Consider the following 18,000-nt stretch of genomic DNA (forward strand, 5'->3'; position numbering starts at 1 on the left):
GGAGCACAAGTACGGCACTGCCACCAAGGTCGGTAAGCCGCTGTTATCGCAATGACATTCGGGATTTCCCCGGATTTTAACGGCGCTTCGGTCATGGCTGCACCGCAGGCGCCTGCGCGTTCGTGCTGGGCGCGACGCCGAGCTCGGCGAGCGGCTCGCTTGACGGCCCAGCGACGTTGTCGAGTCCCATATTGGCGACGACCTCGGGCTTGGGAGCACCGATCGCGACGACCGGGCGCTCACGCGTCGCCGATCCGATGACCAGGCTGGCAAGCGCGATCAGCAGCATGACCGCAGCCAATCCGATCAGGCCGACCTTAACACGCTGGATCGATTGGGAAGAGTCGCGCACAGGCTTCATTGGTCCGATAAAACTAGCCCAAGTCGGACCACCTGTCGAATCGACCGGTCAGGCGAGGCCTTTCTCCGCGCGCCATGCGGGGTTGTGGAGGGTCGAAAGATAGCGAAAACCGGTGTCGCACAGGATCGTCGCGACCCGGCTTCCGGTGCCCAGCGCCGTCGCCAGCCGTATCGCTCCGGCGACGTTGATGCCCGACGACAGCCCCAGGCACAGCCCCTCCTCGTCCAGCAGCCGACGCACCCACCCATAGCCTTCCTCGTCGGAGATGCGGAACTGGGTGTCGATCGGCGCACCTTCCAGATTGGCGGTGATGCGACCCTGGCCAATGCCCTCGGCGACCGAAGAGCCCTCCGACCGCAGCTCGCCGTGTGCGTAATAATCGTAGAGCGCAGCGCCATGCGGGTCGCTGAGCGCGATCGTCACGCGATCGTCCTTTGCCTTCAGCCCCAGCCCGACCCCCGCGATCGTCCCCCCGGTGCCCGCCGCGCAGGTGAAGCCGTCGATGCGCCCCTCCATCTGCGTCCAGATTTCCTCGGCCGTGCCCAGCACATGCGCGCGGCGATTGGCGACGTTGTCGAACTGGTTCGCCCAGATCGCGCCCGGCGTCTCCTCGGCGATCCGGCGCGAGGTGTGAACGAAGTGGCAGGGCGACGAATAAGGCGCGGCCGGAACCAGCACGAGCTCGGCACCGAGCGCGCGCAAGGTGTCCATCTTCTCGCGGCTCTGCGTCTCGGGCATGACGATGGTCGTCTTGTATCCTTTGGCGTTGGCGACCAGCGCCAGGCCGATGCCGGTGTTGCCGGCGGTTCCCTCGACGATCGTCCCGCCGGCTTTCAGCGTGCCGCGCGCGTCGGCATCCTCGACGATGAACAGCGCGGCGCGGTCCTTCACCGAGGCGCCGGGATTGGCGAATTCGCACTTGCCGAAAATGTCGGCACCCGCGGCCTGGCTAGGTCCCTTGAGCCGGACGAGCGGGGTGTTGCCAATAAGGGAGAGCGTGTCGGGAACGATATGCATGCAGCCGAAGATAGGCGCGCGGGCGGCGGGGACCAAGCGATCTTGCCTGCGTTGCCGCGAACCTGCGCTTATGGTAGAAATCTGGCGACTGGAGGTAGAATGATGGGCATGCAGCTGAACATCAAGAATCCTGCAACTGTACGGTTGGCGCGGAAGCTGGCGGACGCTGGCGGAACTTCGGTGACCCATGCCATTCACGCGGCACTGGAACGCGCCGATTCGGACCGAGAGGCGGCTATCCAGGCCAAGCTCCAACGCGTGAGCGCGTTGGTAGCGGAATTTCAGCACCTTATGCCCGACGACTGGAGAGGCAAAACGTCCAAGGAGGTGATGGACGCCATCTACGACGACGAGCAACCGGACGGTTTTGCCTTGTGATCGTCGATACTTCGGTGCTGGCCGCGATTCTCCTTGCTGAGCCCGGGCAAGAGCGTTTTCAGGTGGCGCTCGCCTCCTCCAACCAAATTCAGCTATCCGCGGGAAGCTGGATCGAACTGGGTGTGGTATTGTTCAGAAAGGACAAAGCCGAACTGGCGATAATTGCGGAACGGCTGCTCGAGACGTTCTCGATCCGGATCGCCGCCGTCGACGTAGCGCAGTCGGAACTCGCTCGGCTGGCATATCGCGCGTTCGGACGCGGCTCGGGGCATCCGGCCAAGCTCAACTTCGGCGATTGCTTCTCCTATGCGCTTGCCAAGGCGACCGGTGAGCCGTTGCTCTTCAAGGGCGACGACTTCGGCCACACCGATGTCCTGAAAGCGATAGAATAGGGGTGGACGTCAAATCCTCCTTCTCGCCCGTCGCTGCGCCAGATGCGCGGCTGCTTATCGTCGGCAGCCTGCCGGGGGAGCGCAGCCTGACGGAGCAACGCTATTACGCCCATCCGCAGAATCAGTTCTGGCGGTTGCTGTCGCCGGTCGTGGGGCGTCCGCTTGCGACGCTGAGCTACGACACGCGGTTGCGGGTGTTGCAAGGCCGCAGGATCGCGCTTTGGGACGTCGTTGCGACGGCGCGACGGCGTGGCAGCGCCGACGCCGCGATCCGCGATGCGGAAACGAACGACCTTGCGGCGCTGGTCCGCACGTTGCCCGATCTGCGCGCGGTCGCGTTCAACGGCGGCCTGGCGGCGAAGATCGGGCGGCCGCTGCTCGGTGACGAGCACGTCGCGCTGGTCGACCTGCCCTCGTCCAGCCCGCTTCACACCGTCGGCCTCCCTGCCAAGCAACCGGCGTGGAGCGCGCTCGCCGACTATCTCGCCTGAGTTCGCGCGTTCTGTTAATGTTCCACGGCCATGCGCCATGCCGAGTCGCCCTGCCCCGACCTTCCCCCGCGCCCGCTGCGATGGCTGTTCCTCGATCTCAACAGCTATTTCGCCAGTGTCGAGCAGCAGTTGCAGCCGTCCTTGCGCGGACGGCCGGTGATCGTCGCGCCGGTCGGCGCCGATACGACAGTGGCGATCGCGGCATCGATCGAGGCCAAGCGCTATGGCATCAAGACGGGCACGCCGGTGTGGGAAGCGAAGCAATTGTGCCGGGAGGTGATCGTCACGCCTGCGCGCCACGACCGCTACGTCGCCTTCCACGAGGCGATTGTCGCCGAGATCTGGCGGCATATACCGGTCACCAAGGTGTGCTCGATCGACGAGGTCGCGTGCCATCTGCTCGACAACGAGAACACGCGCGATGCGGCCGAGGCGCTGGCGCGGCGGATCAAGACAGGCATCCGAGCCAATGTCGGCGAGCGGCTGACCAGTTCGGTCGGGATCGCGCCCAACCGGCTGCTCGCTAAGCTGGCCAGCGACCTGCAGAAGCCCGACGGCCTGGTCGTCTTCGAGGACCGCGACCTGCCCCACGCGCTCTACCGCCTCGCCTTGCGCGAGATCGCGGGGATCGGCGCGAAGATGGAGCGACGCTTGGCGCTCGATGGCGTCAACGACATCCGCCAGTTGTGCGAGCGCCGCCCGCGCGAGGCGGGGCAGGCATGGGGCGGCACCAACGGCGACCGGTTGTGGTATCTGCTCCACGGCGTCGACCTGCCCGAGAAGCCGACGCAGAGCCGGACGATCGGGCATAGCCACGTCCTGTCGCCCACCCGCCGCGGCGTCGAAGCGGTTCGGCTGACCGCGCGGCGCCTGGCGCTGAAAGCCGCGAGCCGGTTGCGGCGCAAGGGGTATCGCGCGCGGCTGCTGGTGCTGCATGCGCGCTTCGAGGACGACAAGTCGACGTGGCGCACCTCGATCAAGCTGCCCGCGACCGAGGACAGCTTCGTCGTCCTCGACCGGCTCGAAACAATGTTCCCGCGACTGCGCGAAGCGGCGCGCGACCGGCCGGGAGGCTTTCGCATCCGCATGATCGGCGTCACCTTGTGCGAGATCGAGGCGATGGCGGGCGAGCAGGGCTCGCTCTTTGCGCATCTCGCCCCCACCGACCCGCTGGCACGCGAGACACGCGGGCTGGCGCTCAGCCGTGCGATGGACCGGCTGAACGAGCGCTTCGGGCGCAATGCGGTTTCGGTCGGGCCGCTCGGCGGCGGCAGGATCGACCATGTCGGCACCAAGATCGCCTTTGGCCGTATCCCCGAGGCTAGCGAGTTCCATGAGTGACGTGCGATCATCCGCTTGACGCCAGATGCTGCATCCGCGAAACGTCGCGGCGCTATGAGAACCCTCCCCTTCTTCGCCCTCCTCGCCGCTGCTTCGCTGTCAGGCTGCAACTCGCAGCCATCCGCACCCGAAGTGGTCGACGCCAACCCCGATCCGATGAAGACCGTGCTGGCGAACGCCGCACCGGTCGAACTGCCGCCCGCGATCAAGGCGGACAAGTCGTTCCGCTGCAAGGACAACAGCCTGATCTACGTCGCCTTTTTCGAAGGCGACAAGCAGGTCAATGTCCGCACCAAGCAGGACGGCCCGCCCACCCGTCTGACCGCGCCCGCCGCCGGCGAGCCGCTGACCGCAGAGGGCGGTTGGAAGCTGACCGGAACGCCCGCGAGCATCACCGTCACCACGCCCGGCAAGCCGTCGCAGACCTGTCGGGCCTAAGCGCGCCTTTTCCTCAACCCGGCGTCCGCGCGAGACCGTCGCGTGGGCGCTTTCCTTGCGTACCGGACGGCGTGACGCGGTTCGATGCGCGGAAGGTGAGGCTAAGGTGAGTCCAAGAGCAGCTTTTCGGTGTCGGCATTGGGACCGCGGTCGGAATCCTGCCGACCGGGAATGAAAGAGACGGCTGTAAAGCTGACGCAGCTTCTCCAACATCGCAAGTCGTTGCACGCGGCTTTCGAACGAAGCCGCGTAAACTGCCGTCGATCGATGCAGCCCTTGCCACTCGCCGCTCCTGAGGGCACGCTTGCACCATGGCGACGATCGCGGTGCATGCGCTGAAGGGCGGGGTCGGCAAGACCACGACCGCGGTCAATCTGGCCTGGGCCTCGGCGACGCTGTCGGCGCGGCGAACCCTGCTCTGGGATCTCGATCCGCAAGCGGCCGCGACGTGGCTGCTGGGCGATACCGGCGGCGAGCAGGCGCGTGCCATCTTTGCGCGCGACGCCGCAGCCAAGCCGAGGCGGACAGCCTGGGAGCGGCTCGACGTCATCGGCGCGGATGCCTCGCTGCACGGGCTCGACCGGCTGTTCCACGAAGCGGGTGCCAAGAAGCGGCTGACCAAGCTGATCGCGCGGGCCGGCGACTACGACCGGGTCGTTCTCGATTGCCCGCCCGGACTGGGCGAGGTCGCCGACCAGGCGATCCGTGCGGCCGACCTGATCGTCGTGCCCGTTATCCCCTCGCCGCTGTCCGAGCGCGCGCTCGATGCGGTCGTCGAGCGGGTCGGCGGGCGGACGCCGCTCATGCCGATCTTCACGATGGTCGACCGCCGCCGCCGCCTCCACGCCGATGCGCTGGCCCGGCACCCAGACTGGCCGGTGGTGCCGATGTCGAGCATCGTCGAGGCGATGGCGACCCACCGCGCCGCGGTCGGCGCCTTTGCGCCCCGCTCGGCGCCGGCGCAGGCGTTCGCGGCGTTGTGGCGCACGATCGAGCAACGGCTCGCCGGGTGAGCGCGAAACTTGCCCTCGATCCGCAGATGGTGCTCGGCGCTTATGCGGTGGGCGTGTTCCCGATGGCCGACGACCGCGACGCGCCCGACGTTTATTGGGTCGAGCCCAAGCGGCGCGCGGTGCTGCCGCTCGACGGCTTTCGCTGCGCGCGCTCGCTGCGCAAGACGATCGCCGCCGACCGCTTCCGCGTGACCGCCGACACCGCGTTCGGCGAGGTCGTGCGGCTGTGCGCGCAAAGCGTTGCGGGTCGTCCCGAAACCTGGATCAACCGAGGCATCGAGCGGGTGTTCGCCGAACTGCACGCTATGGGCTTCGCGCATTCGATCGAGTGCCGCGACAGGGACGGGCGGCTGGTCGGCGGGCTCTATGGCCTGGCGCTCGGGCGTGCGTTCTTCGGCGAGAGCATGGTCAGCCGCGCGACCGACGCTTCGAAGGTCGCGCTCGCCTGGCTCGTCGCGCGCCTGCGGATCGGTGGCTATACGCTGCTCGACTGCCAGTTCCAGACCGCGCACCTCGCCTCGCTCGGCGCGATCGAGATCGACCGCAAGACTTATGTCGCGTTACTGGGCGAGGCGCTTTCGGGCGTCGTCGGCGGCGCTTCGGCGGCGGGTTGCTTGCCCGCAGGCGACTTTGGCGCGCTCGACCTCGGCTGGAGGCTGCCGACGGGCACCGTATCGGGACCGCCATCCGGGAAGGACATCGCGCAGCTTTTGGTCCACACGTCGTAGATCGGATGCTGGACGACATTCAGCGCGGGGCGTTCCTTGAACAGCCATCCCGAGAAGGCGCGTCGCCATGCGCGATCAACGCCGCGGACGTCGAGCTGGACGAAGGCGCCGGTCAGCGGCGCATCCTCCCACGGCGCGCTGTGCTCGCACGCGCGCAGGCGGATGACCGTATCGCCGATCCGCGTCGCCTGACCAGGCTTCAGCGTCAGTTCGCGGCTGACCCCGTTGCGCTTGTTGAGCAGCCCCAGCACCGCGACCCGCTCGGCCATCGGGGTACCACCGGTGGGAATCGCATCGGCGCCGGGGTCCACCGTTTCGATCGTCTCGGCGGCGGGAGCAGCGGTAGGCACCTCCTGCTCGGCGACGCTCGCGGCGACCGGCACCGGGGCGGGGCGAGTCGCGCGCCACCCGAGCCAGCCCGCCAGCGCAAGTGCCACGGCCAGCACGGCCGCGGCGACGGAACGTCTCGTCACCCTTCGGGCGTCCAGGCTTCGTAATCACCGGTCGCCGCCGCACGGATGCCGCCCTTCTCGAGCGCACCTGCGGGCCGATAGGCAAGTGCGGTACCGGTGAGATTGGGGATCGCCGGCTTTTGCCACGCGCGCGGCGGCGGCAGCGCCTGATCGGGCACGCCATCGACCTGGTGGTGAAGCCAGCTGAACCATTCGGGGGGCACCCGGCTGGCGTCGTTCGCACCTTCGTAGATCACCCAGCGGCGCTTGCGCCCGGCGGTGTCGACGCCGCCCTCGTAATAGGCGTTGCCGAGCGCATCCGAGCCCATCTTCGCCATGCCGCGCAGGCCGTAGAGGCGGGTGCCGATGCTGGCGCCGTTCCACCAGGTGAAGATCGAACCGAGAATGGACATGGCGTGCGCTTACCGCGGGGGGGCGGGGGGTTCAATGGTGGATCGGTTGGGGTCTGCTGTGGCAACGCTGTCCCACTTCTATTCGAGCCAAGCGAAGTCTAAAGATCGTGCCAAGACCATGCCCCCTTCGACTGCCTGCAAAGGCAGGCGCTCAGGACGGCTTCGACTACGCTCAGGGCGAACGGAGAGCGAAGGCCGACATTGCCCTCACCGCGGCCAAGTGACCTTGTCCCCCTCGGCGATGCCCAACGCGCCCGTCCGTCCCCCCACCAGTTCGAGCACCGCGGCGACCGGCTCGCCCGACGGCACCAGCGCTTCGGAAAACGGCACGGTGTTCTCGGCGATCCGCGCGATCGTTCCGTCGGCGCGGATGAAGACGATGTCGAGCGCGGTCGGCGTGTTCTTCATCCAGAAGTTCGCCGGCTTGGGCGCGCCGCTCGCGTCCAGGTAGGGCGCGAACAGCATGCCGCCATTGGGCGTCAGATCGGTGCGGAACATCAGTCCCTGTTCCTGCTGCGCGGCAGTCTTTGCGGCCTCGACGCGGAACACGTGGGTGCCGTTGGCGCTCGCGATCGACACGGGGAGGCGCGCGCCGCCGCCTTGGGCGACCTCATTTCGCGACGCGGTGCCGGCGTCGGGGCTGCACCCGGCGATGGCGAGCAGCAATGCGCATCCGATGCGCCTCAAGCCGCGGGCTCGACCGCGACCGCGAGCGGCCCCTTGCGCCCCATCACGACACGCGCGCGTACCGGCTGTTCGGGCTCGATCCCGGCGAGCCCCGCGCGGCGCAGCGTTTCCATGTGGACGAACACGTCGCTGCCGTCGCTGCCGCGGACCAGGAAGCCGTAGCCTTTCAGACGGTTGAACCACTTCACCGTCACCGCCTCGAACGGCCCGGCGGCGTCGATCAGCGCGACCGGATCGACCCGGTCGTCGTCCTGGCGGCGCCGCACCGCGGGTTCCTCGACCGCGTCCGACAGGTCGATCGAGACGATCTCTCGCGCCTGGTATCCGCGGCCTCGCCGCACCGCCATGGTCTGGACCCGCGCACCTTCGGGGAGGCTGCGGCGGCCGTGCGGCTGGATGACCGAAAAATGCACGAGGATGTCGCCGACCGCCGGATCGTCGCACACCGCGAAGCCGAAGCCGCGGGTCATGTCGAACCACTTGATCGTGCCGCTCAGCGCCACCGCGTCGCCGTCCCCTCCGCCGGCTCCGTCGATAAGCCCTGTGCCGGCGCGTTCCCCCTCTGCACGCATCACGATTCCCCTGTACGGCCATGCCTAGCATGCTTGGTCGCCGCCGCAATCCGTGGCAGCACCGCGACCCTGTTCGATTTAACCAAAATCATCCGCGTCGGGCTCCGCGCCGGGGGGCAGCGCCACGATCCGGCGCGCGAGATCGAAGCGGTGGCCGGCGCGCAGCATCGCCGCGATCTGCTTTTGCGCACCCGCACGGTCCGCGCGGTCGCGCGCCCAGGGACCGATCCGCCGCCGCCGTGCGAACGCCAGCGCCGCGGCGCCCGCGCTCTCGGCGATCGCGGGGGCGACCGCTTGCGCGTCGACGTCGTCGATCCCGGCCTGGCGAAAGGCGCCCGCGATCCGCCGTGCGCCCAAACCCCGTCGGGTCATCGCGGTGGCGCGGGCCTCGGCATAGGCGCGATCGTCGATGTAGCCGAGTTCCGCCATCCGATCGGCCACGGCGCGTGGATCGGCGGGCGTACCCTCCCAGCCGCGTTCGCGAACCTTGCGCTTGAGGTAATCCGCCAATCGCCCGCGGGTCGTCGCGAACCGCTCGACATAGCGCAGCGCCAGTCGTTCGAGGGCAGCGGCGTCGAGCGGCGGCGGCGGCCGGCGTTCGCGCTTGGCGGCGGGACGGGTCGTTTCGGTCATGCGCCATGATTGTGCCACAGTAGCATCGGAATTTGAACGTGCGCGAAGGGCATAGGCGCAGATTGGTGCAATCCGCGCGCGTGGTGCTGGCGTAATTGGAACGTGCCGAGGATATCGAGGACGACGAACCGCATGACGATCGCCCAGCCGATGGCGCTGCACCCCGCCCCAGCCCCTACCCCGACAGACGACGCGCTGCCGCGGCGGCTGGCCGATTTCGCGACGTTGGGCGAGGCGCTGGACTATGCGGCGGCGGGTACCCGCGGGCTGAATTTCCACGATGCGCGCGGGGTGCTGACCCGCGCCTATCCCTATGCCGAACTGCGGCGCGATGCGCTGGCGATGGCGCGGCGACTGATCGCGACAGGTATCGCGCCGGCGGACCGGGTCGCGCTGGTCGCCGAGACGGGTGCGGAGTTCGCCGCGCTGTTCTTCGGCGCGGTGTATGCGGGCGCGTGGCCGGTGCCGCTGCCGCTGCCGACCTCGTTCGGCGGACGCGACACCTATATCGAGCAATTGCGCGTCCAGCTCACGAGCTGCGACCCCAAAATGATCCTCTATCCGCCCGAGATCGGCGAACTGGCCGGTGCTGCGGCACAGGCGGCGGGAATCGCCGGGGTCGACTGGGCCGCATTCGCGGTTGGCGCGGCGCCCGACGCCGCCCTGCCGCAGGCGGCGGCCGGCGACATCGCGTACCTGCAATATTCAAGTGGCTCCACGCGCTTCCCGCACGGCGTCGCGATCACCCACGCCGCGCTGCTCAACAATCTGGCGGCGCACAGCCACGGTATGGACATCCGTGCCGGCGATCGCTGCGTGTCGTGGCTGCCGTGGTATCACGACATGGGGCTGGTCGGCTGCTTCCTGTCGCCGGTCGCCAACCAGGTGTCGACCGATTACCTCAAGACCGAGGATTTCGCACGGCGTCCGCTCGCGTGGCTCGACCTGATCAGCCGCAACGAGGGCACCACCCTCTCCTATTCGCCGACCTTTGGCTACGACATCTGCGCGCGGCGCATCTCGTCGCAGACGCGCGCCGGCGACCGGTTCGATCTGTCGCGCTGGCGGGTCGCGGGCAACGGCGCGGACATGATCCGGCCCGACGTGATGCAGAGCTTCGTCGATGCCTTCGCCGACGCGGGGTTCCAGGCGAGCGCGTTCCTGCCCAGCTACGGTCTGGCCGAGGCAACGCTGGCGGTGTCGATCATGCCGCCGGGCGAAGGCATCCGCGTCGAGCTGGTCGCCGAAACCGACCTGTCGGGCGGCGAAGATCGCAAGGACCGGCCGCAGCGGTTTCGTGCGATCGTCAATTGCGGCAAGCCCGCGCGCGACATGACGATCCAGATTCGCGAGGAGGACGGCACGCCCTTGCCCGAGCGCGCGATCGGCAAGGTGTGGTGCAGCGGTCCGTCGGTGATGGCGGGATACTTCCGCGATCAGGCCGCGACCGACGCGTGCATGGTCGGCGGCTGGCTCGACACCGGCGACATGGGCTATCTGTCGGACGGCTACATCTACATCGTTGGTCGCGCCAAGGACATGATCATCGTCAACGGCCGCAATCACTGGCCGCAGGACATCGAATGGGCGGTCGAGCAATTGCCCGGCTTCAAGCAAGGCGACATCGCCGCCTTTGCGATCACCACGCCGGGTGGCGAGGAGACCCCGGCGGTCCTCGTCCAGTGCCGCAGTTCCGATGAAGGCGAGCGCGTGCGGCTGCGTGAGGAGATCCGCGAGCGGGTGCGATCGGTGACGGGGATGAATTGCGTCATCGAACTGATCCCGCCGCGCACCCTGCCGCGCACCTCATCGGGCAAGCTCAGCCGTGCGAAGGCGCGCAACCTGTATCTGTCGGGCGACATCAAGCCGTACGACCTCGCCGCCTGAGCCCGGTGCGCGCCTGCAGGATTAATTTGGATCACATCCCGGCGATGCAAACCATCCGCTAACCAGCGCCTGCTACGCACCACCGTGTGAACAACCAGCCCGCATCCGCCCCGGCCACGCCGAACGTCCCGCTGCTCGTGCTGCTGGGCTTGCGCGAAGGAAACGATGCGGCCGAAGCGGCGCGGATGCGCGCGGAGCAGATCCATGCGGCCCGCGCGCGCGCGCCGTCGCTGATCGCGCTTCACGTGATCGCCGCGGCGATCGTCGCGTGGATCTACGCCGGACAGGTCGCACGGCTGGAGCTCGCCGGCTGGTGCGCGGTGGTGGCCGCCGCCGCGGGGCTGATCGCGGTGCGACGGATGCGGACCCGTCACCGCGGCGATACCGGCGCGACGCTGGCCGAACTGCGCGCGACCGGGGTCGAGGGTGCCGCGCTGGCGATCGTCTGGGCGGTCGCGCCGCTCGTCTTCTACAACGACGCCAGCCATCATCCCGGGCTGTGGCTGATCGTGTCGGTGCTGATGGTGGCAACCGCGGTCGCGGCACCGCTCGCGCTTGCGGTCTGCGCCTTCGTGGCGGGCCTGGGCGCAGCGGTTGCGGTGCGGCTGGGCATCGCCGGGGACTATCCGGGCACGGTGGCGGTGGTGGCGATCGTCGCGCTGCTCTGCGCTGCCGCGATCGCGCGGACGCGCACGCTTGTGGCGATCCGCGCCACCCGGCTGGCGATCGACGAGCGCGACGAGACGGTCAGCCTGCTGCTCCGCGAATTCGAGGACGACGGCGCCGACTGGCTGTGGGAGACCGACGCCGCGCGCCGCGTCGTCCGCGTCAACGCGCGTTTCGCCCGCGCCTGCGGGCTCGATCCGCAAGCGATCGACGGCATGCCGTTCCTCCAGGTGCTCGCCGGCCCGAGCTGGGAGCAAGGCAATTTCGCTGCCGGGCTCCATACGCTTGCCGCCAAGCTGAAGGCGCGCGAAAGCTTTCGCGACCTGCGACTGCCGGTGATGGTCGGCGGCGCGCAACGCTGGTGGGAGATCGCCGCTTCGCCCCGCTACGACGAGGGCGGCGCGTTCTGCGGCTTCCGCGGCGTCGGCTCGGACGTCACCGAGCAGCGCGCGTCCGCGGACAAGATCAATCGCATGGCACGCTATGACACGCTCACCGGGCTGCCCAACCGGCTGATGCTGAACGAGGCGCTGGTCCGCGCGATGGCGGAGGCGGAGAAATGGGGCAATCGCTGCGCCTTCATGATGCTCGACCTCGACCGGTTCAAGGCGGTCAACGACACGCTGGGCCATCCGATCGGCGACCGCCTGCTCCAGCGCGTCGCCGAACGGCTGGCGCAGCTGATGGGCAAGAGCGAGATGTGCGGACGGCTGGGCGGCGATGAATTCGCGATCGTGGTCCGCGATGCCAGCGACACCGACGCGGTCGAGAAGCTCGCCAACCGCATCATCGAGACGCTGTCGCGCCCGTACGAGGTCGACCAGCATACGCTGCATGTCGGTGCCAGCATCGGTGTGGCGATGGCGCCGCGCGACGGGCGTACCGCCGAGATGCTGATCCGTTCCGCCGACCTGGCGCTGTATCGCTCGAAGGATGCGGGCGGCGGGGTGTTCCATGCCTACGAGCCGCAACTGCATGCGCAGGCCGAGGAACGAAGGGTACTGGAGATGGCGCTGCGCACCGCGCTGGAGCGTGGCGAGATGCACTTGAACTACCAGCCGGTGGTCGACGCCGAGACCGGCGGGCTGACCGGGTTCGAAGCGCTGCTGCGCTGGACCAGCCCGACCTTCGGGGTCGTCAGCCCAGTCAAGTTCGTGCCGCTGGCCGAGGAGGCGCGGCTGATCGGGCCGATCGGCGAATGGGTGCTGCGCACCGCATGCGAGGAGGCGGCGCGCTGGCCGAGGCACCTGCGCATCGCGGTCAACGTGTCGGCCGAGCAGCTGCAGAGCCCCGCCTTCGTCGCGACGGTCGCCTCCGCGCTCGCTGGCAGCGGCCTGCCCGCCGAGCGGTTGGAGCTCGAGGTCACCGAAGGCGTGTTCATGCAGGGCAAGCACGCGACCAAGGTGCTCGAACGCATCGTCGATCTGGGCGTGCGCCTCAGCCTAGACGATTTCGGCACCGGCTATTCGTCGCTCGGCTATCTCAGCCGCACGCGCTTCTCGTCGATCAAGATAGATCGCAGCTTCGTGACCGCCGCGTCGAAGGGCGTGCGCGAGGCGGTGGCGATCATCCGCGCGGTGGTGGCACTGGCGCGCAGCCTGGGCATGGCGACGACCGCGGAAGGGGTGGAGACCGAGGCCGAGCATGCGATGGTCCAGGACTTCGGCTGCACCAAGGTGCAGGGCTATTATTTCGGCCGGCCGCTGCCGGTGGAGGAAGCGCGTCGGCTGGCGTGCCGGGGGCAGAACGCCGCGGCGGCGGCTTGAGACCGCTTACGATTCGTACGACGCGGTTGCACCAAACACTGCGTCACCCCGGGCCCTTCGACTTCGCTCAGGAGAGCCTTGTTCCGGGGTCCAGCGAGCAGCCGGGCGACGTACTTTAGGCTTCAGCGCGTCGCCAGCCGAACCCCGGACCCGGCACAAGGCCGGGGGTGACGGAGAACGCTGATCGGAGCGCACGCCGTCACTTGCACGGATCGTGGCCCCAGTTCATCAGCGAGTAGCGCCAGTCGCTGTGCTCCTTGTCCGCCGCCGGTCCCTGCGCGGAATGCCGGGCGACGTAGGACACGACCTTCTTCATATGGGCGTAGTCCGCATCGGTCAGGTCGGCCTTTTTCGTCCGCTTGATCGCGACGATGTGCTTGCCCGATTTGTGACCGACGCTCTCGCCCGATCCTTTGCCGTCCTCGCCCTTCCAGCCGACGCGCTTGCTGTCGTCGGTGTCGAGCCAGCGCTCCAGCTCGGCGGGAGCCATGTTCACCGCGTCCGAGAAGTGCTTGAACAGGTCGTTCCAGTCGTCGGGCACACGCAGTCTCCTTCGCCCATGCCAACGCAGCACACCGAAGCGGGTTGCCACGCGTCAGTGGACGCGCACGCCGCCTTTGATGACTGCGGACGGATGTTCGAGGACGCGCACGTCGGCCAGCGGATCGCCGTCGACCGCGACGATGTCGCCCCAGGCGCCGGGCGCGATCACTCCAACCTGCCCCTTGCGCCCGAGCGCGTCCGCAGCGTTCGTCGTGGCGGCACGGATCGCCTCCAGCGGCGGCATGCCCCATTGCACCATTGTGGCGAATTGCAGCGCGTTGGTGCCGGCCGGAAAGACCGCGCCATTGTCGGTGCCGAAGATCATCTTGACGCCCGCCCTGTACGCATCGCGAAAGGTCTCGCGCTGCTTGCGCCCGATGACCCGCTCCTTTTCGAGCGATTCGGCATGCACACCGTTCTTCGCGCCCTCGGCCAGGATGTAGTCGTCGTTGTAGATGTCCATCGAGAACCACGTCCCCGCCGCCTTGGCCAGGCGGAAGCTCTCCGCATCGGCCAGGCTGGCGTGCTCGATGGTGTCCACCCCCGCACGGATCGCGTCGTCGATGCCGCTCTTGCCGTGCGCGTGCGCCGCGACCTTCAGCCCGGCCATGTGCGCTTCGTCGACGACCGCCTTCATTTCCGCCAAGGTCATCTGCTGCGCCCCGGGCGCATCGCCCTTCGACAGGACGCCGCCGGTCGCGCAGATCTTGATGACCTCGGCGCCGTATTTGCGCTGGGTGCGGACCAGCTTGCGATAGCCGTCGGGCGTGTCGGCGACATTGGGGCTGGGCAGCGTGGCGAACGACGGCGGAAACGCCTCGCTGCCGTCGCAATGCCCGCCGGTGGCGCCGAGCGCATAGCCTGCGCCGACGATCCGTGGTCCGGGCACGTAGCCGCCATCGATCCCCTGTTTCAGGCCGATGTCGGCGTAATTGTCCGCGCCGACGTTTCGCACCGTGGTGAAGCCGGCGTCGAGCACCTTGCGCGCGTTGGCGACGCCGACGACCGTCCAGAAGCTGTCGGTATATTCGAGCGCGCGATAGCCGCTGATCCGCGCGTCGCCGGTCAGGTGGACGTGCATGTCGATCAGGCCGGGCAGGATCGTCTTGCCCGGAAGGTCGATCCGCGTCGCGCCCTCCGGGATCGCCGGGCGGCCGCCGTTGCGGGTGACGACCGAGGTGACGCGGCCGTCGGTAATCACCACCACCGGATCGTCGAGCATCCGCCCGCTCGCCGGATCGAGCAGGTGCGCGGCGGTGACCACGGCAGTCTGCGCGGCCGCCGGTGCAGCGGCGATCGCAGCGGCGGCGGCGAACAGCGTGCGGATCATATGTGGATCGCGCGCCCGTAGGCGGCAAGGACGCTTTCGTGCATCATCTCGCTCAAGGTCGGGTGCGCGAAGACGGTTTCCATCAGCTCGGACTCGGTGGTCTCCAGCTGGCGCGCGATCACGTAGCCCTGGATCAGCTCGGTCACTTCGGCACCGACCATGTGTGCGCCCAGCAATTCGCCGGTCTTGGCGTCGAACACCGTCTTCACGAAGCCCTCCGCCTCGCCGAGCGCGATCGCCTTGCCGTTGCCGATGAAGGGGAATTTGCCGACCTTGAGATCGTAGCCGGCTTCCCTGGCCTTCGCCTCGGTCATGCCGACGCTGGCGACCTGCGGGCGACTGTAGGTGCAGCCGGGAATGTTGGCCTTGTCCATCTGGTGGGGGTGGCCGCCGGCGATCTTCTCGACCGCGATGAGGCCTTCGTGGCGGGCCTTGTGCGCCAGCCACGGCGCGCCGGTGACGTCGCCGATCGCCCAGATGCCCGGCACGTTGGTGGCGCCATAGCCATCGGTGGCGATGTGGCCGCGATCGGTCGCCACGCAGAGCGCTTCGAGGCCGATGTTCTCGGTGTTGGGGACGATGCCGATGGCGACGATGACGTGGCTGTAGTCGGTCGTCTCGACCTTGCCGTCCTTGCCCGTGATCGACGCCGTGGCGGCCTTCGCGCCGGCCTGTATCTTCTCTATCTTCGCGCTTGTGACGATCTTGATGCCCTGCTTGGTCAGCGCCTTATGCATGAAGTCGCTGATCTCGGCATCCTCGACGGGGAGGATGCGGTCGAGCATCTCGACGATGGTGACGTCTGCGCCCATGTCATTGTAAAAGCTGGCGAATTCCACGCCTATCGCGCCCGAGCCGATGACCAGCAGCTTGGTCGGCATTTCCTTTGGCACCATGGCGTGGCGGTAGGTCCAGATACGCTCCCCGTCGGCCTTGGCGAAGGGCAGGTCGCGCGCACGGGCGCCGGTGGCGACGATGATGTTCTTTGCTTCCAAGTCGACGGTCTTGTCGCCCTGCTTGACCTGGAGCTTGCCGGGCGCGGTGATCGTGCCGACGCCTTCGTGGACCGCGACCTTGTTCTTCTTCATCAATCCCTTGACGCCGGCGTTGAGCTGCCCGGCGACCTTGCGCGAGCGGTCGACGATCTTGCCAAGATCGAAGCCGACGTTGTCCGCCTTCAATCCGTATGCGTCGGCGTGGGTCATGTAGTGATAGATTTCGGACGTCCGCAGCAACGCCTTGGTCGGGATGCACCCCCAGTTGAGGCAGATGCCCCCCAACCGCTCGCGCTCGACGATCGCGACCTTGAGCCCGAGCTGCGACGCCCGGATTGCGGCGACATAGCCGCCCGGGCCGGAGCCGAGGATGATGAGGTCGTAGGTGTCAGGCATCAGTCATTCTCTTCTGCTTGTGCAAACCGAACATTATTGGTCGTCCAGACCGGCACGCCGACACCGAAAAAATCGACATCTTCCGACCAGATCTGACCATCGAAGGCCAGCGCCGCGGCAAGCGCAGGCCAATCGGATTTTCCACCCTCGCGAAGCCGGACGTCGGCGGCGGTTTGCAGATAATCGTAATCGTCGCTTAGGATCAGCTCGAATGGCGCGAGCACCCGCTCCAGCTCGACGGCGGCCTCTTCTTCGCTTAACCCCAGCTTGCCGACAAGATTGCGCCGCAACTCGAAGGCGTTGCGGTCGGTGGTCGCCAAACGGACGCCGCGTTGGCGTAAAGCCCTTACGTGCAGCATAGCCTTGCCCTGGCTCACCCGCTGCAGGATATTGGTGTCGGTCACGAGCACCGATCATCCGCCTCCAACTGTGCTATCTCATCCTCGGGAATGCCGAAGGCTGCCAGCCGCTCGCGCCAGCTTGGTGTCACTGCGCGCCATCGACGCGCCGATTCCTCCCGCTCTCTGACCCAGGCGTCCAAGTCAATGTCGCGCGGCTCACGCAGACGTTCAGGCAAGTAACGCCCGACGCGCTTGCCATGATGCGTGAGGACGATCACCTCGTCTCCCAACGCCACCTCCCCCAGCCGCTCTCGAAACTCCTTGATCCCCATCTTCATGACAGCTTTCCGAATTGTGTATCTGCAAGGTACACATCGGCCTTTCAAGTATCAATATGTCAGGCTCGCCACCATCCGCGGCTTGCGTTCCTCGTCCGTCGCGACGAACACGAAGCGGGCCTGCGTGACCTTGCAGGCGTCGTCGCCGTGGCGCGGCCTTCGCCAGGCTTCGACCTCGATCGTCATCGACGTGCGGCCGACCGCGACCAGCGTCGCGTAGACCGATACTTCGTCGCCGACGAGGACCGGCGCGTGGAACTTCATCGCGTCGACCGCGATCGTCACCGCGCGGCCGCCTGCGTGGCGAGACGCGACCGAGCCTGCGGCGAGGTCCATCTGGCCCATCAGCCAGCCGCCGAAGATGTCGCCGTAGGGGTTCGCGTCGGCAGGCATGGTCATGACGCGAATGGTCGGCGCCAGGTCCGGCAGCCCGCTCACCGTGGCCGGTCCTGCATCCATGCCCGTCGCAACGGACCCACCCCCATGACCACGGTCGCGACCATCGCCGCGCCGCCGCACCACCACGCTGTCGTCGCGCCGAGCGGATACGACCAGGCGACCGCGCTCGTCAGCGCCGCTGCCGCCGCCAGCCCGGCGAGGATGTGGAGCAGCTCGACCAGCGTGCGCGTCACCTTATGCGAGCATCCCCAGCGGCGTCTCGACCAGTTCCTTCAACACCTTCATCAGCTCGGCGCCATCGGCGCCATCGATCGCGCGGTGATCGAAGCTGCCGGTGGCGCTCATCACGGTGGCGACCGCGAGCTGGTCGTCGATCACGTACGGCCGCTTCTCGCCCGCGCCGACCGCCAGGATCATGCCCTG

The 18,000-nt window shown here is 67.9% G+C and carries 23 protein-coding genes and 1 pseudogene; 9 read left to right on the forward strand and 15 right to left on the reverse strand.

Features of this window, described 5'->3' with window-relative positions:
• Positions 1 to 91 precede the first annotated feature (91 nt).
• Both ACE5C1_RS06990 and ACE5C1_RS06995 read right to left on the reverse strand, forming a co-directional pair.
• Positions 92 to 352 (reverse strand): hypothetical protein, encoded by a 261-nt coding sequence (locus ACE5C1_RS06990; RefSeq protein WP_374943335.1) that lies wholly within the window; start codon positions 350 to 352, stop codon positions 92 to 94.
• A 57-nt stretch (positions 353 to 409) separates the two neighbouring features.
• Positions 410 to 1,378 carry a cysteine synthase A gene (locus ACE5C1_RS06995; protein ID WP_374943336.1) on the reverse strand — a complete coding sequence of 323 codons (969 nt, stop codon included), beginning with the start codon at positions 1,376 to 1,378 and terminating at the stop codon, positions 410 to 412.
• A 99-nt stretch (positions 1,379 to 1,477) separates the two neighbouring features.
• On the opposite strand from ACE5C1_RS06995, the gene ACE5C1_RS07000 reads away from it, so the two are divergent.
• The 7 genes from ACE5C1_RS07000 to aat all read left to right on the forward strand — a co-directional run bounded on the left by ACE5C1_RS07000 (position 1,478) and on the right by aat (position 6,159).
• Positions 1,478 to 1,756, forward strand: a complete 279-nt coding sequence (locus ACE5C1_RS07000; RefSeq protein ID WP_374943337.1) for a type II toxin-antitoxin system VapB family antitoxin — start codon at positions 1,478 to 1,480, stop codon at positions 1,754 to 1,756.
• Positions 1,753 to 2,148 carry a type II toxin-antitoxin system VapC family toxin gene (locus ACE5C1_RS07005; RefSeq protein ID WP_374943338.1) on the forward strand — a complete coding sequence of 132 codons (396 nt, stop codon included), beginning with the start codon at positions 1,753 to 1,755 and terminating at the stop codon, positions 2,146 to 2,148. Before ACE5C1_RS07000 ends, ACE5C1_RS07005 begins: the two co-directional genes overlap by 4 nt.
• 2 nt (positions 2,149 to 2,150) lie before the next feature.
• Complete coding sequence (locus tag ACE5C1_RS07010) at positions 2,151 to 2,639, forward strand: DNA-deoxyinosine glycosylase (protein ID WP_374943339.1); 489 nt, start codon at positions 2,151 to 2,153, stop codon at positions 2,637 to 2,639.
• A gap of 30 nt (positions 2,640 to 2,669) precedes the next feature.
• Positions 2,670 to 3,980, forward strand: a complete 1,311-nt coding sequence (locus ACE5C1_RS07015; protein WP_374943340.1) for a type VI secretion protein ImpB — start codon at positions 2,670 to 2,672, stop codon at positions 3,978 to 3,980.
• 54 nt (positions 3,981 to 4,034) lie between these two features.
• On the forward strand, positions 4,035 to 4,418 hold the full coding sequence (locus tag ACE5C1_RS07020) for a hypothetical protein (RefSeq protein ID WP_374943341.1): 384 nt from the start codon (positions 4,035 to 4,037) through the stop codon (positions 4,416 to 4,418).
• Between the two features lie 311 nt (positions 4,419 to 4,729).
• Positions 4,730 to 5,431 (forward strand): ParA family protein, encoded by a 702-nt coding sequence (locus ACE5C1_RS07025; protein WP_374943342.1) that lies wholly within the window; start codon positions 4,730 to 4,732, stop codon positions 5,429 to 5,431.
• Positions 5,432 to 5,457: 26 nt separating this feature from the next.
• Entirely contained in the window at positions 5,458 to 6,159 is a 702-nt protein-coding gene (gene aat, locus ACE5C1_RS07030) for a leucyl/phenylalanyl-tRNA--protein transferase (RefSeq protein ID WP_374943359.1), read from the forward strand.
• A 35-nt stretch (positions 6,160 to 6,194) separates the two neighbouring features.
• On the opposite strand, the pseudogene ACE5C1_RS07035 reads toward aat, so the two are convergent.
• From ACE5C1_RS07035 to ACE5C1_RS07055, 5 genes and pseudogenes are all read right to left on the reverse strand, one after another.
• Positions 6,195 to 6,428 (reverse strand): annotated as a pseudogene (locus tag ACE5C1_RS07035) (DUF2155 domain-containing protein); the annotation flags it as partial.
• Positions 6,429 to 6,628: 200 nt separating this feature from the next.
• Positions 6,629 to 7,024: an NADH:ubiquinone oxidoreductase subunit NDUFA12 gene (locus ACE5C1_RS07040; protein WP_374943343.1), complete on the reverse strand. Its 396-nt coding sequence runs from the start codon at positions 7,022 to 7,024 to the stop codon at positions 6,629 to 6,631.
• Between the two features lie 207 nt (positions 7,025 to 7,231).
• Positions 7,232 to 7,711 (reverse strand): DUF192 domain-containing protein, encoded by a 480-nt coding sequence (locus tag ACE5C1_RS07045; RefSeq protein WP_374943344.1) that lies wholly within the window; start codon positions 7,709 to 7,711, stop codon positions 7,232 to 7,234.
• Positions 7,708 to 8,283, reverse strand: coding sequence for a cold-shock protein (locus tag ACE5C1_RS07050; protein ID WP_374943360.1), 576 nt, complete (start codon positions 8,281 to 8,283; stop codon positions 7,708 to 7,710). The genes ACE5C1_RS07045 and ACE5C1_RS07050 overlap by 4 nt, the downstream gene beginning before the upstream one ends.
• Before the next feature lie 78 nt (positions 8,284 to 8,361).
• Positions 8,362 to 8,916 (reverse strand): regulatory protein RecX, encoded by a 555-nt coding sequence (locus ACE5C1_RS07055; RefSeq protein WP_374943345.1) that lies wholly within the window; start codon positions 8,914 to 8,916, stop codon positions 8,362 to 8,364.
• A gap of 132 nt (positions 8,917 to 9,048) precedes the next feature.
• Here ACE5C1_RS07055 and ACE5C1_RS07060 point away from each other — a divergent pair, with 132 nt between their 5' ends.
• Positions 9,049 to 10,803 (forward strand): fatty acyl-AMP ligase, encoded by a 1,755-nt coding sequence (locus ACE5C1_RS07060; RefSeq protein ID WP_374943346.1) that lies wholly within the window; start codon positions 9,049 to 9,051, stop codon positions 10,801 to 10,803.
• 185 nt (positions 10,804 to 10,988) lie between these two features.
• Entirely contained in the window at positions 10,989 to 13,235 is a 2,247-nt protein-coding gene (locus tag ACE5C1_RS07065; protein ID WP_374943361.1) for a putative bifunctional diguanylate cyclase/phosphodiesterase, read from the forward strand.
• A 199-nt stretch (positions 13,236 to 13,434) separates the two neighbouring features.
• Here ACE5C1_RS07065 and ACE5C1_RS07070 read toward each other — a convergent pair whose 3' ends face one another.
• The 8 genes from ACE5C1_RS07070 to ACE5C1_RS07105 all read right to left on the reverse strand — a co-directional run.
• On the reverse strand, positions 13,435 to 13,776 hold the full coding sequence (locus ACE5C1_RS07070; protein ID WP_374943347.1) for a DUF3140 domain-containing protein: 342 nt from the start codon (positions 13,774 to 13,776) through the stop codon (positions 13,435 to 13,437).
• Between the two features lie 54 nt (positions 13,777 to 13,830).
• Positions 13,831 to 15,108, reverse strand: a complete 1,278-nt coding sequence (locus ACE5C1_RS07075; RefSeq protein WP_374943348.1) for an amidohydrolase family protein — start codon at positions 15,106 to 15,108, stop codon at positions 13,831 to 13,833.
• On the reverse strand, positions 15,105 to 16,499 hold the full coding sequence (gene lpdA, locus ACE5C1_RS07080; protein WP_374943349.1) for a dihydrolipoyl dehydrogenase: 1,395 nt from the start codon (positions 16,497 to 16,499) through the stop codon (positions 15,105 to 15,107). The genes ACE5C1_RS07075 and lpdA overlap by 4 nt, the downstream gene beginning before the upstream one ends.
• Entirely contained in the window at positions 16,499 to 16,903 is a 405-nt protein-coding gene (locus ACE5C1_RS07085) for a PIN domain-containing protein (protein WP_374943350.1), read from the reverse strand. The genes lpdA and ACE5C1_RS07085 overlap by 1 nt, the downstream gene beginning before the upstream one ends.
• On the reverse strand, positions 16,900 to 17,178 hold the full coding sequence (locus ACE5C1_RS07090) for a hypothetical protein (protein ID WP_374943351.1): 279 nt from the start codon (positions 17,176 to 17,178) through the stop codon (positions 16,900 to 16,902). The genes ACE5C1_RS07085 and ACE5C1_RS07090 overlap by 4 nt, the downstream gene beginning before the upstream one ends.
• A 51-nt stretch (positions 17,179 to 17,229) precedes the next feature.
• The gene (locus ACE5C1_RS07095; protein WP_374943362.1) at positions 17,230 to 17,577 is read right to left on the reverse strand and encodes an acyl-CoA thioesterase; all 348 of its coding nucleotides are present in this window, start codon (positions 17,575 to 17,577) and stop codon (positions 17,230 to 17,232) included.
• Between the two features lie 35 nt (positions 17,578 to 17,612).
• Positions 17,613 to 17,810, reverse strand: a complete 198-nt coding sequence (locus ACE5C1_RS07100) for a hypothetical protein (RefSeq protein WP_374943352.1) — start codon at positions 17,808 to 17,810, stop codon at positions 17,613 to 17,615.
• A 1-nt stretch (position 17,811) separates the two neighbouring features.
• A partial coding sequence (locus ACE5C1_RS07105; protein WP_374943353.1) for a 2-oxo acid dehydrogenase subunit E2 occupies positions 17,812 to 18,000 on the reverse strand: 189 nt, incomplete at its 5' end.

This window comes from Sphingomonas sp. (genome assembly GCF_964263785.1).
Taxonomy (GTDB): domain Bacteria; phylum Pseudomonadota; class Alphaproteobacteria; order Sphingomonadales; family Sphingomonadaceae; genus Sphingomonas.

Excerpts from the sequence above, each read along its gene's own strand:
- ACE5C1_RS07000 (WP_374943337.1), top strand. The coding sequence starts at position 1,478 with ATGATGGGCATGCAGCTGAACATCAAGAATCCTGCAACTGTACGGTTG.
- ACE5C1_RS06995 (WP_374943336.1), bottom strand. The coding sequence starts at position 1,378 with ATGCATATCGTTCCCGACACGCTCTCCCTTATTGGCAACACCCCGCTC.
- ACE5C1_RS07060 (WP_374943346.1), top strand. The coding sequence starts at position 9,049 with ATGACGATCGCCCAGCCGATGGCGCTGCACCCCGCCCCAGCCCCTACC.
- ACE5C1_RS07095 (WP_374943362.1), bottom strand. The coding sequence starts at position 17,577 with ATGACCATGCCTGCCGACGCGAACCCCTACGGCGACATCTTCGGCGGC.
- ACE5C1_RS07075 (WP_374943348.1), bottom strand. The coding sequence starts at position 15,108 with ATGATCCGCACGCTGTTCGCCGCCGCCGCTGCGATCGCCGCTGCACCG.
- aat (WP_374943359.1), top strand. The coding sequence starts at position 5,458 with ATGGTGCTCGGCGCTTATGCGGTGGGCGTGTTCCCGATGGCCGACGAC.
- ACE5C1_RS07055 (WP_374943345.1), bottom strand. The coding sequence starts at position 8,916 with ATGACCGAAACGACCCGTCCCGCCGCCAAGCGCGAACGCCGGCCGCCG.
- lpdA (WP_374943349.1), bottom strand. The coding sequence starts at position 16,499 with ATGCCTGACACCTACGACCTCATCATCCTCGGCTCCGGCCCGGGCGGC.
- ACE5C1_RS07050 (WP_374943360.1), bottom strand. The coding sequence starts at position 8,283 with ATGCGTGCAGAGGGGGAACGCGCCGGCACAGGGCTTATCGACGGAGCC.
- ACE5C1_RS07015 (WP_374943340.1), top strand. The coding sequence starts at position 2,670 with ATGCGCCATGCCGAGTCGCCCTGCCCCGACCTTCCCCCGCGCCCGCTG.
- ACE5C1_RS07090 (WP_374943351.1), bottom strand. The coding sequence starts at position 17,178 with ATGAAGATGGGGATCAAGGAGTTTCGAGAGCGGCTGGGGGAGGTGGCG.
- ACE5C1_RS07040 (WP_374943343.1), bottom strand. The coding sequence starts at position 7,024 with ATGTCCATTCTCGGTTCGATCTTCACCTGGTGGAACGGCGCCAGCATC.
- ACE5C1_RS07065 (WP_374943361.1), top strand. The coding sequence starts at position 10,989 with ATGCGCGCGGAGCAGATCCATGCGGCCCGCGCGCGCGCGCCGTCGCTG.
- ACE5C1_RS07020 (WP_374943341.1), top strand. The coding sequence starts at position 4,035 with ATGAGAACCCTCCCCTTCTTCGCCCTCCTCGCCGCTGCTTCGCTGTCA.
- ACE5C1_RS07025 (WP_374943342.1), top strand. The coding sequence starts at position 4,730 with ATGGCGACGATCGCGGTGCATGCGCTGAAGGGCGGGGTCGGCAAGACC.